The organism is Flavobacterium aureirubrum (genome assembly GCF_038739835.1).
Lineage (GTDB): Bacteria > Bacteroidota > Bacteroidia > Flavobacteriales > Flavobacteriaceae > Flavobacterium > Flavobacterium aureirubrum.
In genome coordinates this window covers 1-15,226 of the sequence record NZ_JBCGDO010000032.1, presented here as the reverse complement: position 1 = coordinate 15,226, position 15,226 = coordinate 1, and the positions used below count along the sequence as shown (strand labels likewise).

Here is a 15,226-nt window from a genome sequence, read left to right as displayed (position 1 = left end):
ACCAGCGATACAAAGACAATCCACAACTATACCGCAAAAGGCAAGAAATTAATGAGCACATTTTTGGCACAATAAAGCGAAAATGGGGATACAACTACACCGATTTAATAGGATTAGAAAAAGTAAATGGCGAACACAGTTTGATCATGCTAGTCTACAACATCAAACGCAGCATCAACATCCTCGGCGTGCCCGATTTAATAGCCAAACTCAAAGCATGGAACTCACCCTACAAGAGAAAAGGCTTGTTTTTGATAAAAACGACCTATATAAAACTGTTTTTAGCCACAATTCTTTTTAAAACCAGTCAAAGTAAATCAAAAATCAGCATGGCATAAAACCCGTTTACAGCAGCTTTAAAAAGTAAAACAGTAGAGAAAAAGGAGTTTTTTCACAGCCTGACGTTCCGGCGCTTGGCGAGGTTGCGAACTTCGGAACTAATTATTTTCTATCAAAGATAAAATTTCTTGCGAGAAATAAACGTGTATTTACTAAAAATTCGCAATCTTGCCAAACGCCTGTTACCAGCTGCCTTTTTTTTGGTTTTTTAAATGTTCTAATCTTTTTAAAGCTTTCTCTAAATCATATTCCTCTTTTGGTAACTCTTCAACAAGTTCATAATTTAGAAATCGATATCTTTTTATTCCTGCACCTTTGTCAAATATATTTAGTTCAGAACATTTTACACATTTAATTATATCAAACTCAAAACTTGGAATATTGTTATCTCTTTCCAAGATAAAGGTTTCCAATTCTGTTTTGCATTCTGAGCATTCGATAAAACGAATCTCGTGTCTTTTTCTTTCTTCTGCTAACACTTTTTCCGCAGCTTCTCTTTCGGCTTTCTCATGATTATAAACTTCAGTTCCGTACGTCCAAAAGTTTAATTTTTCATAAATACTTTCAATGCTTAAAATTTTCGCAATTTCATCAAAATAGTCGACAACAAATTCTCTTTCTTCTGTGTCTAATTCCTCGGATTTAATTTTTTGAAAATATTGCTCGAAAATGCTTTCAATCTCTTGATTCGGTTGTTTTGTTTTAATTGCTGAAATTAAATTTGTTAGTAAATCATTAAAAGATTTTTCAAGTTTTATGCATAAACTTTTTTTAGAAGAATTTAATCCACGATTTCCCCATTCTTCATTGGAGAACTTTTCCTTATTTTTTAATTTTTCTAATGTTGAAATTCTATTATTCACGATTTTCTTTAAGGTTGCTGGTAACTTGTTTATAGGTCTGATAAAATCAGACCTATACAACCATATTTGGGTAGATAGGTCTGACTACCATCAGACTTTTTCGCTTTTGTAAATATATAAATAAATCTTATAAATCATCAAAAGGACTTTTAATTTGTTGAATACTTTTCGTACTAACATGAGTATATATTTCAGTTGTTTTACTACTACTGTGACCTAGCAACTCTAGAATGTACCTCAAATCTGTCCCCTCTCAAGTAAACACCTCTAACCACCATCCGCTCACTACCATCAAAGGCGCACTCCGTCAGTTTCTGGCGGAGCCGTCTACTCGATTAGCGGTAGTTTTTCTTTCAGTTTTTAGGATATTTCTCATATGCTAATTTATTTATTTCAGTTTCTGAAAGCCCTTGCTGTCTGAGTTGTCCGCAGTAAGTTGCTCGAAGTCCTGCTAAGTCGTCAAACGGATGATTTTTTAAAATATTTTGATGTTCGGCATTTTCTTTTTGTTGCCAATTTTTATTAAGGAGTCCAAGTAATTCTTCTTGTTTGTCAAACATAATTCGCCTGCAATCCTTGTATTCAATTCTGTTTTTTAGTTCATAGTCGCAAGCCATAGAAAACGTCACATTTGCAAAAATCCAATAAAGTAAGTCGTCTATTTTGTCGGTCATTTTCCTTTCATATTCTTGTCCACGCTCTGAGATTATGTAAAACATAAATCACAATTTGTCAACTTCAATGTAAGGATGTGCGTCCCAAGTTTGCTGTCCGTAACTCGGCAGTAAATTTGTCGGTGCATTAATTTTTAAAGTCAGTTCGTCAACTTTTTTCTTTATTTCGTCTAAGGTTATCAAAATTTGCAAGCTAAAATGTGGTTGGTTAATTTGTCTGAATACTCAGCTTTCCAATAATGTATGTCATCAATGTTACGGTAATCAATATTTTCAGCCTGGTAAATTCCCATAAATGGTTTCTTAAGAAAAATAATAATTGTTTCGTCATTGGGCCAACCTTTTGAAGTTTCTACAATTTCATTTCCACGTTTTATCTCGGCATTCAAAATTATTTTCAATGCTTCGCTAAATTCTTCTATGTGCTTCTGTGTCGTCATAAAATAGCCGCTAACTTGTATATACCCGCTACAAAGTAGCGCATATACACCCAAAACAGGGTGGATAGGCGCTATTGAATAGCGTATTTGTTTCAAAAATAGAAATAAAAGTTGTATTACAAATCATCAAAAGAGCTTTTAATTTGTTGAATATTTTTCGTACTAACATAAGTATATATTTCAGTTGTTTTACTACTACTATGACCTAGCAACTCTAAAATATATCTTAAATCTGTACCCCTCTCAAGTAAACACCTCTAACCACAATCCACTCACTACCATCAAAGGCGCACTCCGTCAGTTTCTGGCGGAGCCGTCTACTCGATTGTGTGTAGTTTTTTTAATTTATTTCGTTTATTATAATAGTTAAACCAATTTTCACCACATCATTAATATAATCTTTTAAGTTAGATGAAGTTCTACTATTTATACTTTCCAATGAAATCGTAAAAGGCTCTAAATTTATTGGAATTAATGTTTTCTCTTCAAGATTTTTCTTGACTGGTTCAGAATATTCCATAAAAGTACCAATAGCAATTACATCATCGTCATATCCATAATGATGAACAGATAAAATTAAATTAAACTTTCTTTGATTTGGTAATGTAAAATATATTCCAAACCAACCTCTTGGCAAGTTTCTATTAAAAAAGTAATCGTGATTATTAGCATATTCAGCTATTTGATGAGTATGATAATAGTACTTTTGGTTGTCAGGTTTACAACTTTGAATTCCAACAACTGCTTTATCAATTGGTATTAATTCGTGAAGTTCAGTTTTTATTTCACCTAAAATATTATAAATATTATCAAAAACTTTATTTCTACTTTCCAGTAGTAAAACTTTTCTTTCCTCTTTAATTCTATTTACACTATCAGAAACTTTTTCATTGAAAAGGCTAGCTAATTCATTTAATGAGTTAACTTTTTTCTCAGTTTTAAAGTTTAATGCAACTTCAATACTTTTCTTTTGTTCTAAGGCAAAAAAGGAAACAAGTTCTTGTGGATTTCCTCTATCAGCATTTTCAAGAGCTTTAATATATTTTACTTTGTCACCTCTTTTTACGGTGAAAGGTAATAGTCCATTTTTTATTAAAATTAAACTTGCTAATAATCTAGCTATTCTACCATTTCCATCTTGAAATGGGTGAATTTGAGTGAAAGCGTGATGAATCCATGAAGCAACAATTATTGGATTAACATTTTTTTCAGAAAGATCATTATAGATAATTATTAAATTATCAATTTCTTGGTCAACTTGTATTGGAGGGCAATATAAAAAAATTGTACCGTCGTCTCTTTTAGGATTATTGTCATGCTTTTTAAAATCTCCTTTAAGAAGTTTAACATTTACTCTTTTACCTAAAGAGTCTATAGCTTCTGTATAATCTTGATTTTGAGTTATCAATTGATGTAACTCTTTTATAAAACTTTTACTTAAATTTCTATTTGATTTTACCAAATCAAAGATAAAATCCATCGCTTCAAAATGGTCATGCAAATATTGCATTAATTTTTTTGGAGGAATGTTAGTATCATTATGGCCAATATATGATTCAACAAAACCATTTTTAATTAAGGTTTGTGTAATTCCCTCAGTTAAATCATATAATTTTTCAACAACACCTGTTTCTATAGCGTGTTGTCTTTTCAGTTTAGTTAGAAACTCATCATAGCTTTCTTGACCTTCTTCAAATTCTTTTCTTTTTTTATACCAACTTGGTGCTAAATCATCAAAAATTGACGTATCAGCATTTAACCATTTGCTATTTATTGAGATAGGTGACCAAACTTCTATATTTTTATCCATAAAAAATTAAATTCAAATGTAACAATTTAGTTTTTGATTTTTAAGATTTAGTTCTTTAAAATTGCACATAACTTGTATATACCCGCTACAAAGTAGCGCATATACACCCAAAACAGGGTGGATAGGCGCTATTGAATAGCGTATTTGTTTCAAAAATAGAAATAAAAGTTGTATTACAAATCATCAAAAGGACTTTTGATTTGTTGAATACTTTTCGTACTAACATGAGTATATATTTCAGTTGTTTTACTACTACTATGACCTAGCAACTCTAAAATATACCTTAAATCTGTACCCCTCTCAACTAAACGCCTCTAACCACCATCCACTCACTACCATCAAAGGCGCACTCCGTCAGTTTCTGGCGGAGCCGTCTACTCGATTAGCTGGCGGTTTTTATTATTTGAACAACCATTCAAAAATTGTATAGAAACCTACAGCAATTCCTATAGCTGTAATTGCAATTAATGTCAGACAACCATATTTCAATAAATCATCCTTAAAACTTGTTCTATGAGGCTTGTCTTCCTTTATTTCATCACGGTTTTCGGAAATTGGTTTTATATATGCAATCAATTCTCCGCTAATCCATTTCCTTTTCCATCCAAAATCAATATAGTTTTTCTCAGTACTATTAATTATTTTTTCTGAATCTCGTGAAGCTTTTAAAAGTTCGGCAGCAAATAATTCAAAACCATCTTTGTTTGCTTTAATATGCATTTCATCTTCACCGTCGCGGTAATATAGTCCAAACGAAGCAATATCTTTAGAATTTTTACTTTCAAGTATTTCTATAATCTTATTTAATTCTTCGTCTTCCAATTCTCTTATTTTTATTTATTTAATCGGCTTCAAACTGACAGCTAACGTCAGACTGTGAAAAAACTTCACACGCTTCATTTCAAATATACTAAAATAGTTATTAGTTCATCTAAAAAAACAAACCTTCTTTAAATCTCCCGATGCTTCGGGATAAAAGAAGTCAAATATTATTTTTTTGGTAAATTGTTTTGAGAAAATGCTAGTTGTACAACAGTTACGGCAGTTAGCCGTTCGGTCATGGTCATTTTATTACAAATTGAACCAATGATTTAGTTTCAAATTTTTCGCCATTGAAATCGAATTCAGCTGAAATATACATTTTGTTTTGAGTTTTGTTTCTGGGTTCAAAAAATATTTCAAAACTAGAATCAGTAACATTTTCTAATAAAATTTTTCTACTAGTTTTTGAATAGATACTATCTGTTTCGTATATATTAAATTTTGGTAAGGAATTTTGCTCAAAGAATTTGCCACGCACTTTCATCTTTTCACCAACTCTTACAAAAACATTATCGGGAAAAAGATTTATTTGAGAGGCAGAAATTTTATTAAAATTAGCTTGAGCTATTTTCTTTTCTAAAGATTTATTTTCAGTTTCTAATTCAACAATTCTATTTTCTAAAGAATTTAATTTTGCATTATCACAAGAAATTATTGAAAATAAAATTAGAAATGATAGTATTTTTCGATTCATGATTTTTATGTTTTTCATAAATGGCTTATAACGTCAGGCTGTGAAAAAACTTCACAATCCTTCTACCAAATATACTAAAATAGTTATTTTCTACATCACAAACCCTGAAAGAGTTTGAAACTCTGTCAGGGTTAAAAAAACAAACCTCCTTAAAATTGCTTCTAAAGAGGTTACTTTTTATAAATATTTTAAAATTTTAGTTTTTTATTGAGGTTGTGCAACAGTTACCGTTGTTAGCGGTTCGGCTTTCTTGACTTTCATTACTAGAACCTTGATAGTAATTCATCTTCTTCGTCTGGTTTGTCGTAAGCATCAGCTTCTGTTAAATGTCCGTCTTGGTCACTTATTCTTGTCAGTTTTTTACCTTGTCTAAATACTAATTGAAGTCCGTGTTCTTGTTCCCAGTCACATTCACAAGCTATGAAAACATAAATGTCTTGGTCTTTGTAAGGTCGTCTTGTTACATATATTTCTGTCGGCTGTATGAAATTCCAAATCTCATTTTTGTTTTTAATCTGTCTTAATGGCTCGTCTGCTTCGTCATATTCAACTGCGTCCAAAAAATCCATACAGTTTTTATAAGCCAATTCAGAAATTAAATTTCGGTCGTTTGCGTTTAGCTTCAAAAAATTTGTCAAAGCTTGGTCTGCTTCGTCAATAAATGTCTTGTCGTGTTCGGGTTCAAAATCCATAAAGGTTATCGTCAACTTGTAGTTGTCGAAAAATGGAATTGCTACCTCTTCACTTTTCCACCAATCAGGAAAACTTTCTTCTTGTTTAAGTCGTCCAATAATTTTCGATATAATTTCTTTTTTCATTTTGTTCGTGTCGTTTTTTTAAGCTGACCGCTAACGGCAGACTGTGAAAAAACCTCCACAATCCTTGCACCAAATATAGTAAAATAGTTGTAAGAAAGTTATATTTTTTTTTATCTTTAACGATGCAACATCCCGACGCTTCGGGACAAGGAATAGCTCGCAACCAACTACAAGTAAGCAGTCTTGAAGACACTATTAGTCAGGACAATCCTGTTCTCCCGAAGCGTCGGGATTATAGATGCTTTTGTCAACAGTATCGACTTAGCGAAAATAGGATTTACCCCCAGATTTTTAAAAACCATCCATTTTAACCCAAGTTGTTTCCCTAAAACAAGGAAAGAACTTGGCTTTTATAAAATCAGTCTTTTTAGACTTAAAAAACTCGTTTGTAAGCACTCCAAGTTTTACAACTTTGAATTATAACTAAAAAACAAACTTCCTTAAAATAGCTTCTAAAGAGGTTACTTTTTATAAATATTTTAAAATTTTAGTTTTTTATTGAGGTTGTGCAACAGTTACGCTTGTTAGCGGTTCGGGCTTTTTTGTCATTGTCTATTGTTTAATTTAAACACTTTGAAATATTCTGATGAGAATATAATCTCTGAATTCTCAGGAACGTTTGGTTCGTGAAATGGCGTTCTTTGTATGTCTTTACTAAAACCATTTATTTGAGTAATAAAAATTACATTTTTGTATTTCTCAAAAAAGACACTGTCTATAGCTTTGTCTTGTCCAACCTTAGTATGCAATGCCCAAGCTGTCCACCATTCAAGGCCGTGTCTAGCTATTATTATAGTTTCATTATCATTTTTGATAACAGATTTAAGTTTTCTCAATTCTTCGTATGCAATTTTATCAATAACAGTTTCTTTGGGATGTCCAGATACTGCAATTATTGACAATAAAGTAAATATGACAAAGGAAATACTTGTTGTTTTAAGTTGCTTTACGTTAATCACCGTAGATATTTGAAGTATTAAAAGTATTTGGGGAATGAATAAAAATAAACTGAGTCGTTTAAAATATTCACCGTCAAGAAGTGGAAAGGAGAGAGCAATTAAGCAAACAATCGAAGCAAACAAAATCGTTTTTTGAAATGGTTTAAAATTGTTGCTTTTTGTTTTTAGGGTAATAATGCCAATTATTGCAAGAAAAATTGAAAATAAAATTATTAATAAGTCGGGTGGTGACAACATCCCATTTAGTACGGCTGGTTTCTCAAAAACCACAGTCCAAAATGAAACCAACCTGTTGAAACGAGAAAAATCAAACAGGAAGACAATACCCAAGCTAATAGTAATTAGAATTGATATTGGAAATATTACTTTTTTCTTGTATGTATATAAAACCATTAGAAATAAAAAAAACATTGAAAAAACAAATGTTCCGAAATGTGTAAGCCCTATAAAAATTAAAAAAGCAATTGACAAAAAGATGTTAACTTTCTTTCGATTGATTTGGAAGGATAGATAGTATGCGAGAAAACAGAACAGAAAAAAAATTGCAAGGGCGTTCTTTTGTAGGTCTGAAGTGAGAATAAGAGGTGAAAATGAGAGAACCGAAAAAGCAAGGATGCTGAATTTAAATAATTTTACAGGCAAAGGATTGCTGAATTGAACGATTTTATAAAGAGGTAAAAGTAAAAGTGGAATAGAAATACTATCAACTATTTTAACGACACTCAATATCAGGCTGTCTGTAATAGAAAAACCAAAAAGCGATATGAACTTTATTAAAAACGCGTCAAAATAAAAAATCAAGGGCATATCAGAGAATCCTAAATGTCCATTTGTCAAAATAGACCTTACCTGTAAAGGATAATAACCACCGTTAACTCCAGGAATCAATTCTTGAGAGAAGTTAAAATAGAATCGAATACTAAAAACAATAATACCCAGTAAAAAATAAATGGCTACTTGGGCTTTTAAGAATGTCTTATTTAATTTTTCAATTTTCAAAGTCTATGTCATTTTTATGTTTAGTATGTCGTCATAGCCTGACCGCTAACGTCAGACTGTGAAAAAACCTCCACAATCCTTGTACCAAATATAGTAAAATAGTTGTAAGAAAGTTATAGTTTTTTTATCTTTAACGATGCAACATCCCGACGCTTCGGGACAAGGAATAGCTCGCATCCAACTACAAGTAAGTAGTCTAGAAGGCACTATTAGTCAGGACAATCCTGTTCTCCCGAAGCGTCGGGATTATAGATGCTTTCGTTAACCTTATCGATTTAGAGAAAATAGGATTTACGCCAAGAGTATTAAAAACCATCCATTTTAACCCAAGTTGTTTCCCTAAAACAAGGAAAGAACTTGGCTTTTATAAAATCAGTCTTTTTAGACTTAAAAAACTCGTTTGTAAGCACTCCAAGTTTTACAACTTTGAATTATAACTAAAAAACTAACCTCCTTAAAATAGCTTCTAAAGAGGTTACTTTTTATAAATATTTTAAAATTTTAGTTTTTTATTGAGGTTGTGCAACAGTTACCGGTGTTAGCGGTTCGGGCTTTATTTAGCCATTGAATAGACTCTTTTCGTATTGCAGTCAATCAATTGAATATTGAACTTCATCGAATCCTATTTTGCATTATTTCACTTGCCTTTCTCGGTAGTTCAATATCACCACTTTGTTTATTAAAATTAAAAGTCATCGAACTAACCTTGTTGTTTTTATTTATTTCAAGTACATAATCGCCTTCAACTGTCCATACAGAGTTCCCTATAAAGTGATCAGCTTTGCCTGTAAAAGTCACTGTTGTTAGGTCGTTTACTTTGCTAATGCTAAAGTCAGACATTTGGTGATTCGTTCTGTCAAAGCCCGGTAAAAACGATGACCAAGAACCAATAATTTCTTTTGGGCTGAGCAATGAAGGTTTAACCTCGTTCATAGAAGAGTAGTCCAATAATACATTGTCATCGAATACAGAAATTACATTTTCCCAATCACGATTATCTACTCCGGAAAAAAGTTGCTTTATTATTTCAGCTATCATATTCCTTTTTTATTTTTTCACTTTTAACAAGCCTTGCGAACCAAAATTTGTCAATAAGCCAGTAGTTATCTGCTCTAAATGCTCGTTGTATTTTTGTATTAAGTCGCCCATTCCTATAAAATCTACAGGCGTTCTAAATGGTCTTTCACCTTTTGGCGTTTCAATTAACTCTTCAAAAACATCGGCAACTTTTTGTGGATTTTGTTGCGGATTTGCCTCTAAAAAGCTCATAAATCCTTGCAAAGATTGTTCCGGTGCTTTAGCAAACTCTCCGTAGAGTGGTTCCTGACTTTTATCGCTAGGATGAACTAAGTTTTCTGTAAATGCAGTTGGGTATCCACCTGGTTCTACAATACAGTTTTCTATACCAAAGCCTGAAAGCTCTAATCTGTAATTTTCTGCCATTGCTTCTAAGGCCCATTTGGTTGATTGATACAAGCCATAGAAAGGTAATGCAACTCTGCCCAAACAGCTTGAGGTGTAAAGAATCAAACCATCTTGTTTTTCTCGGAAATAGGGAATCACGGCTCTATTCATTCTTTGAACTCCAAATAAATTGATGTCAAACAATTTTTGGTAATCTGCCACTGTAAAAAACTCTTGCATACCGTGCACGCCAATACCAGCATTATTAATTAAGACATCTAAGCCGTTCAGCTGTTCAATCGCCTCTTTCACACCGTTCGTTACACTTTCATCTTTGGTGACATCTATTGAAACTATCTTAGCACCTGCATCAGACAATTCTGAAGCGATGGATTTGTTTCGTCCCTCAGCTTCACGCATCGAAGCTACAACTTGATGTCCTCTTTGTAATAATGTTAAAACGGTTAATTTTCCAAATCCACCGCTTGCACCTGTAATTAAAATTTTCTTTGCCATTTTTTTGAAATTTTGTTGATGCAAAGTTCGGAATTTAAAATGGATTTATTATGGTGAGAAGTTCAGATTATTTGGTGAGAAGTTCAGTTTTTGAATTTAACTCCCGAAACTGTTTAGGAGTCTTGCCTTCATAACTTTTGAAGAATTTGGTAAAATTAGAAGGGTCAAACGTCAATGTCTGGGCAATATGAGAAATTGGCTTGTTGGTAGTAAGTAATAGTTCTTTGGAAATTTCAATCAAACGTTCTTCATAGATCTCACAAGGGGATTTCCCGAGAACTTCTTGAATGGTGTTGCTCAAATGTTTAGGACTTACAAATAACAAGTCTGCTAAGTCTTTTATTTCAAAAGTTTTTTCGGCTAATCCTACTTTCAAGTCTGAAAGATGTAAGTCTAATTGTTGAAGATAACTAGCAACAATTTCCTTTTGTCTTACTGATATTATTTTATTCTCTTTCATTATTATTTCGAATATAAATTTTGTTCACTATCGCCATAGCCTGACCGCTAACGACAGACTGTGAAAAAACATCACAGTTTATTTCATCAAATATAGTAAAAAAACCTACTAATGAGTGTAGTTATTTTGTATTATTAAAGATGCAACACATCCAACTCAACCCATCTTTTTGCGAACCGCCGTATACGAGACCCGCTTGGCCTGTCCTTAGCGAAGTCGAAGGGTTCGGAGGTGTGAGAGGCGCACTCCGTCAGTTTCTGGCGGAGCCCGTCTACTCGATTATAGCCAGTGGTTCTTTCAGTCGTCATTGTCCGCCCAGTTTTATAATTTTCCCCTTTTCTTCTATTTCGTTGTTGTCGTCTTCATAATCTTCATCGTCTTCTGTCGGATAAAAGTCAACCCAAACTTGTACTAAAAAGTCGTGAAAACCCCAACCAATTCCGCTCGTATCGTCAACAATTTTCCCAACTCTGTCTTCAAATTTGTCAAGAATATTTTCTTTTCTCATTAAAGTCAAGCTGTCAACAAAAGTTGTCGCCAAGCTTTTATAAAAAGCTTCATTAACATCTCCATAGTCATTTGTGAATTTTACTCCTGTCTCAACGTAGAATAACATCAAGTCAGCAAGTAAGTCTGTTGATGTCCCCAGTTTTTTAAAGTCGCTTATTGCTTGTTTGCCGTCCTTACGTTTGTAGTTGTAACCACGTTTAGGGTAAAACGCTTCAAACACTTTGTCACGATACTTTTCAAAAAGTTCTCTCTCGTCTGGATTTACATAAAAGTCAAAAAACTCCTTTACTGTTTTGTTCTTTTTATACAAGTCGGCAACAAGGTCAATTAGTTTGTCCTTGTCGAGTTTTTTAAGTTCTTTTTTTATGTCGGTCAGTCCCATTTTTATTTATTGTTACGGTCGTCCTACCATTGGCTATAACGTTTTCGCGGCTTCATGAAGTGGCGATGAACCAAGACCAAGCCTTTACAAATATAACTAAAACTTTAAATTAAAACCTTTCCATTTCAAATAAATCCCTTGCCTCGCCATTTCTTGAAACCGCTGATGGCAGTAGTGTTTTACTTTTTTAAGAGGAATTTTTGGCAATCCATTTTATAAATAAGAACTCTAAAAATACAAAAGTGACTTTCAGTTACGTTAGAAAGTCACTTTAGTTTAGTACAATGGTTTTCAATATTTTTATTCTACTGTGAAGTTGATTAAATTATTGACATTACCCATGATTTTTGTTTCAATAAAATATCGATTACATCTCGGTGTACCTAAAAAATCTATTCTATCTGCTGTTATGATTTGATAGTTGCCAACACGGTTCAGTTTTACCTTAATTTCCAATTCATACATTTGATTTTGTAGATTGTAATTAAGATTAAACCAATTTGATGCACCTTCTTTTCTTGATCCTTTTGTGAAAACTAAAATATTATTGTCAAACAATAAAGAGTTAGTTATTAACCAACCCGTTGCTAAATTCGTTTGTTGATAAATATCAACGGGGTTTCCAAAATAGCTATTTTGAGATGGAACATCTAATTTGAAAATGACTTCTTCGCCTTGCTGATAAGTAGTTTTTAGTGGAGTTATAGTTATTAAATTTTCAACTACTGCTATTCTACCAATATCATCACAATCCTCTTCTCCAATGATACTAGGATTACAACCGTTTAATAATAACGAAGCAAAACTTATTGCAATTACCTTTATAAAATTAGTAGCCATAACTAGTAAATAATTGGTTAATTTGAGCTGATTGTGCTGTATTCGATGATAAAACCGCAGATTTAAAATCTGAAACATTATGAACACCTGATGTTAGTCTGTTAAATATTGGGCTCAAATTATATTGATTATTGCCAACGCTTATGTTTACCACATCAGTTATAAGATTTAATGGATTACCATTTCCGTTAAGTCTATTGGCGTTTTTATCTCTACCATTGTCTAATAAATCCCAATAAATACCGTGAAGCCACCAACTCCAATTATCAGTCCTATCAATATTCATAGGTCTATCCACCACATTGAAGTTTTCAAGAATTGTATTCAGTTCGGCAGTTGTTCTAAATCCCTCTCCAATACCTGTAGCTCTAACATAACTTCGTTTATAGAAATAATCTGTAATTTTAAATTCTGTAAAAGCTGCCCATCCTTCTGCAAGACCAATTCTTGCACCTGCGTTGTTGGTTGGAAGAACGCCATTCGCATAAGGACCACCATTGAATAAGTTATTTTTTAGTTCAGAAGCAAAGACATTTGCCCATAACCACGATCCAGCTTTCAAGGCGTGAGAATAGTGTCCACTTTCATGGAATACTGTTTGATGTATTCTGATAGTACTTTGATTGTTTGATGCGTTTAATTTTGTAGATAAACCATAAATTTGGTCTGGACGTAAATGAGAAGGTAAAATACCTATACCTACATAAACAAAATGTGTTAGCATTGATTGCCAAAGAGCACCTTGTGTAAGATTTGCAACGCTTGCTAATGTATTTAATTGTGGATATTTATAAAGCATAGGATTGCTACTAGCACTTCCCTCGTTTGCCCAAACATTGGCATCGGATACAGTTTTGTCAATTCCATTTATATTACAAAATTCTATATATTTTCTTAAACCGATGTGTATTGAACCTTTTAGCCATAAATGACCGTTATTAGAATAACCTATAAATTTTGTTGCATTATTGTTGCCTCTCGTAAGAGTCATTAGATGGTCAGATACTTGAATACCTAAAACTTCGTTCCAAGATTTTCTTATAGTAGCCGTATAACTTCTCCATTTACTTCTTATTCTTACCTTGCCTCTGTATGATTTATTTGCAACAAAATCACCACTATTATTTGTGTATACATAATGCCACCAAATTCCTCTACCAACACTAATTTTTGCTTGGTTTAAAGGTTGCCATTTTGTTGAATTATTGCTGTCGTCAGAATTCTCTACGACAACTTTTCCTTGTGGTGTAAATTTTCTTCTTCGTCTATTTTGTGGACCATCACTATCTTCTTCGCTATTTAAGTAAGTTGGTAACGTTTCTAAAGTTAGAACTATTTCATCTGCCAACAAATCTTCTTGCCAATTAGAAAAAAATAAGGATACTGTTTCTACATCAAATTCGTCATCAGTTGGGTAGTAAAGCTTGTCTATGATTTCAAATTTAAGTTCTTTTGGCATTCTATAATCTATAGGAACAACTGTATAAATAGGAACGAATACATCATTTTCATTAGCGGGCATATGATAATAATCACCTTCTTGAATAATTTCATGATCTAATGGAAAATCATGTAATACAGGTGCGTCTGTATCGTTAAGTTTGTCAAAGTTGTCTAAAATCAATAATTGCTCCTGACTATCTGGTAATATTTTAATATAATAATGAGTAGCAATTACCTCTCTACCTTGAAATATACTATTAGGAACAACATTATTATAATAATTGAAGGCATTTTGCATATTTGAAACCGTGTAAGGATTATCAATTTTTTTTCCTAAAATAATTTTCGTTTGAACGTCAGGTTTATCATTTTCGTTTAAACGCATTGCTAAAGAATTTCCCGAACTTTCAGAGTTTCCATCTGTAGTTTCCTCAAATTCTGAACAACCAATCATTAAGCCAAAGCTTAAAAACATTAGAATTTTTTTTCATTTTTAAATAGTTTTATTATTAATATTCATTTTTATACAACCTTTTTACGTTAAAACGTATTCTATTGTTCTTTATTGCACATTTTCTTAACATTACTGCCATCGTCAGACTGTGAAAAAACTTTCACAATCCTTTTTCAAATATACAATAATACTTGTAAGAAGAACAAAGTATTCTTATCTTTAACCATGCAACACATATCAGGAATTTCCCGCCACCAGCTTCAAGTATCCAGTCTAGAAGACACCATTAGTCAGGACAACCCAATCAGGTTCATCGACGCTTTTGTTAACAGTATCGATTTAGAAAAACTAGGATTTACACCCCGAGTATTAAAAACCGAAGGTCGCCCAAGTTTTGATACCAAGGTATTTTTAAAAATCTATTTGTATGGTTATTTAAACGGCATTCGCTCTTCAAGGCGATTAGAAAAAGAGTGCCATCGCAACCTGGAAATGCAGTGGCTTGTAGAAGCCATTTGCCCTAATTATCATAGCATAGCCGACTTTCGCAAAGACAACCCAAAAGCGCTCAAACAGCTCTTCAAACTCTTTGTTTCGTTTTTAAAAAATGCCGATTTAATCACAGGCGAAACCATTGCCATTGATGGCACAAAATCCAGAGCATACAACGGAAAGAAGTCCAACTATAACCAAAGAAAAATCGACAAACACAAAGAATATATCGAACTTAAAACCCAAGAATACCTCAATGAGTTAGACAAAAACGATGTAAAAGAAGACGCTATAAAAATCAGTAACA

General features: G+C 32.6%; 19 protein-coding genes and 2 pseudogenes. 5 read left to right on the top strand and 16 right to left on the bottom strand.

Annotated elements, in window-relative coordinates:
* Nucleotides 1-338 (top strand): transposase (locus tag WFZ85_RS14990; RefSeq protein ID WP_342697085.1); only part of this gene is annotated, 338 nt, incomplete at its 5' end.
* Nucleotides 339-521: 183 nt separating this feature from the next.
* Here the strand turns inward: WFZ85_RS14990 and WFZ85_RS14985 are convergent.
* The 9 genes and pseudogenes from WFZ85_RS14985 to WFZ85_RS14940 all read right to left on the bottom strand — a co-directional run bounded on the left by WFZ85_RS14985 (nucleotide 522) and on the right by WFZ85_RS14940 (nucleotide 6,460).
* Complete coding sequence (locus tag WFZ85_RS14985) at nucleotides 522-1,202, bottom strand: DUF4844 domain-containing protein (protein ID WP_342697084.1); 681 nt, start codon at nucleotides 1,200-1,202, stop codon at nucleotides 522-524.
* A 127-nt stretch (nucleotides 1,203-1,329) separates the two neighbouring features.
* Nucleotides 1,330-1,452: pseudogene (locus WFZ85_RS14980) on the bottom strand (integrase); the annotation flags it as partial.
* 103 nt (nucleotides 1,453-1,555) lie between these two features.
* On the bottom strand, nucleotides 1,556-1,921 hold the full coding sequence (locus WFZ85_RS14975; protein WP_342697083.1) for an Imm63 family immunity protein: 366 nt from the start codon (nucleotides 1,919-1,921) through the stop codon (nucleotides 1,556-1,558).
* Between the two features lie 134 nt (nucleotides 1,922-2,055).
* A complete protein-coding gene (locus WFZ85_RS14970) occupies nucleotides 2,056-2,412 on the bottom strand; it encodes a hypothetical protein (protein ID WP_342697082.1) in 357 nt (118 codons plus the stop codon).
* Nucleotides 2,413-2,656: 244 nt separating this feature from the next.
* Nucleotides 2,657-4,126 (bottom strand): Fic family protein, encoded by a 1,470-nt coding sequence (locus tag WFZ85_RS14960; RefSeq protein WP_342697081.1) that lies wholly within the window; start codon nucleotides 4,124-4,126, stop codon nucleotides 2,657-2,659.
* 173 nt (nucleotides 4,127-4,299) lie between these two features.
* Nucleotides 4,300-4,425 (bottom strand): annotated as a pseudogene (locus WFZ85_RS14955) (integrase); the annotation flags it as partial.
* Nucleotides 4,426-4,525: 100 nt separating this feature from the next.
* On the bottom strand, nucleotides 4,526-4,948 hold the full coding sequence (locus WFZ85_RS14950) for a hypothetical protein (protein WP_342697080.1): 423 nt from the start codon (nucleotides 4,946-4,948) through the stop codon (nucleotides 4,526-4,528).
* A gap of 241 nt (nucleotides 4,949-5,189) precedes the next feature.
* Nucleotides 5,190-5,642 carry a hypothetical protein gene (locus WFZ85_RS14945; protein WP_342697079.1) on the bottom strand — a complete coding sequence of 151 codons (453 nt, stop codon included), beginning with the start codon at nucleotides 5,640-5,642 and terminating at the stop codon, nucleotides 5,190-5,192.
* Between the two features lie 263 nt (nucleotides 5,643-5,905).
* Entirely contained in the window at nucleotides 5,906-6,460 is a 555-nt protein-coding gene (locus tag WFZ85_RS14940; protein ID WP_342697078.1) for a DUF6985 domain-containing protein, read from the bottom strand.
* A gap of 122 nt (nucleotides 6,461-6,582) precedes the next feature.
* Here WFZ85_RS14940 and WFZ85_RS14935 point away from each other — a divergent pair, with 122 nt between their 5' ends.
* Nucleotides 6,583-6,771, top strand: coding sequence for a hypothetical protein (locus WFZ85_RS14935; RefSeq protein WP_342697077.1), 189 nt, complete (start codon nucleotides 6,583-6,585; stop codon nucleotides 6,769-6,771).
* A gap of 234 nt (nucleotides 6,772-7,005) precedes the next feature.
* Here the strand turns inward: WFZ85_RS14935 and WFZ85_RS14930 are convergent, their stop codons facing one another.
* A complete protein-coding gene (locus WFZ85_RS14930; protein WP_342697076.1) occupies nucleotides 7,006-7,419 on the bottom strand; it encodes a hypothetical protein in 414 nt (137 codons plus the stop codon).
* Nucleotides 7,420-7,594: 175 nt separating this feature from the next.
* On the opposite strand from WFZ85_RS14930, the gene WFZ85_RS14925 reads away from it, so the two are divergent.
* Together WFZ85_RS14925 and WFZ85_RS14920 are read left to right on the top strand one after the other, a co-directional pair.
* Nucleotides 7,595-7,933: a hypothetical protein gene (locus WFZ85_RS14925; RefSeq protein ID WP_342697075.1), complete on the top strand. Its 339-nt coding sequence runs from the start codon at nucleotides 7,595-7,597 to the stop codon at nucleotides 7,931-7,933.
* Between the two features lie 621 nt (nucleotides 7,934-8,554).
* Nucleotides 8,555-8,683, top strand: coding sequence for a hypothetical protein (locus tag WFZ85_RS14920; RefSeq protein WP_342697074.1), 129 nt, complete (start codon nucleotides 8,555-8,557; stop codon nucleotides 8,681-8,683).
* Between the two features lie 347 nt (nucleotides 8,684-9,030).
* Here WFZ85_RS14920 and WFZ85_RS14915 read toward each other — a convergent pair whose 3' ends face one another.
* From WFZ85_RS14915 to WFZ85_RS14890, 6 genes are all read right to left on the bottom strand, one after another.
* Nucleotides 9,031-9,456 (bottom strand): nuclear transport factor 2 family protein, encoded by a 426-nt coding sequence (locus WFZ85_RS14915; RefSeq protein WP_342697073.1) that lies wholly within the window; start codon nucleotides 9,454-9,456, stop codon nucleotides 9,031-9,033.
* Nucleotides 9,457-9,465: 9 nt separating this feature from the next.
* Nucleotides 9,466-10,338 (bottom strand): SDR family oxidoreductase, encoded by an 873-nt coding sequence (locus WFZ85_RS14910; protein WP_342697072.1) that lies wholly within the window; start codon nucleotides 10,336-10,338, stop codon nucleotides 9,466-9,468.
* 67 nt (nucleotides 10,339-10,405) lie between these two features.
* Nucleotides 10,406-10,798, bottom strand: a complete 393-nt coding sequence (locus WFZ85_RS14905; RefSeq protein WP_342697071.1) for a helix-turn-helix transcriptional regulator — start codon at nucleotides 10,796-10,798, stop codon at nucleotides 10,406-10,408.
* 304 nt (nucleotides 10,799-11,102) lie between these two features.
* The gene (locus WFZ85_RS14900) at nucleotides 11,103-11,690 is read right to left on the bottom strand and encodes a DUF6155 family protein (RefSeq protein WP_287785896.1); all 588 of its coding nucleotides are present in this window, start codon (nucleotides 11,688-11,690) and stop codon (nucleotides 11,103-11,105) included.
* A gap of 300 nt (nucleotides 11,691-11,990) precedes the next feature.
* Nucleotides 11,991-12,530 carry a hypothetical protein gene (locus WFZ85_RS14895; protein WP_342697070.1) on the bottom strand — a complete coding sequence of 180 codons (540 nt, stop codon included), beginning with the start codon at nucleotides 12,528-12,530 and terminating at the stop codon, nucleotides 11,991-11,993.
* Nucleotides 12,520-14,448 carry a hypothetical protein gene (locus tag WFZ85_RS14890; RefSeq protein ID WP_342697069.1) on the bottom strand — a complete coding sequence of 643 codons (1,929 nt, stop codon included), beginning with the start codon at nucleotides 14,446-14,448 and terminating at the stop codon, nucleotides 12,520-12,522. The genes WFZ85_RS14895 and WFZ85_RS14890 overlap by 11 nt, the downstream gene beginning before the upstream one ends.
* Before the next feature lie 204 nt (nucleotides 14,449-14,652).
* Here WFZ85_RS14890 and WFZ85_RS14885 point away from each other — a divergent pair.
* The coding region (locus WFZ85_RS14885; protein WP_342697068.1) for a transposase at nucleotides 14,653-15,226 on the top strand (574 nt) is incomplete at its 3' end.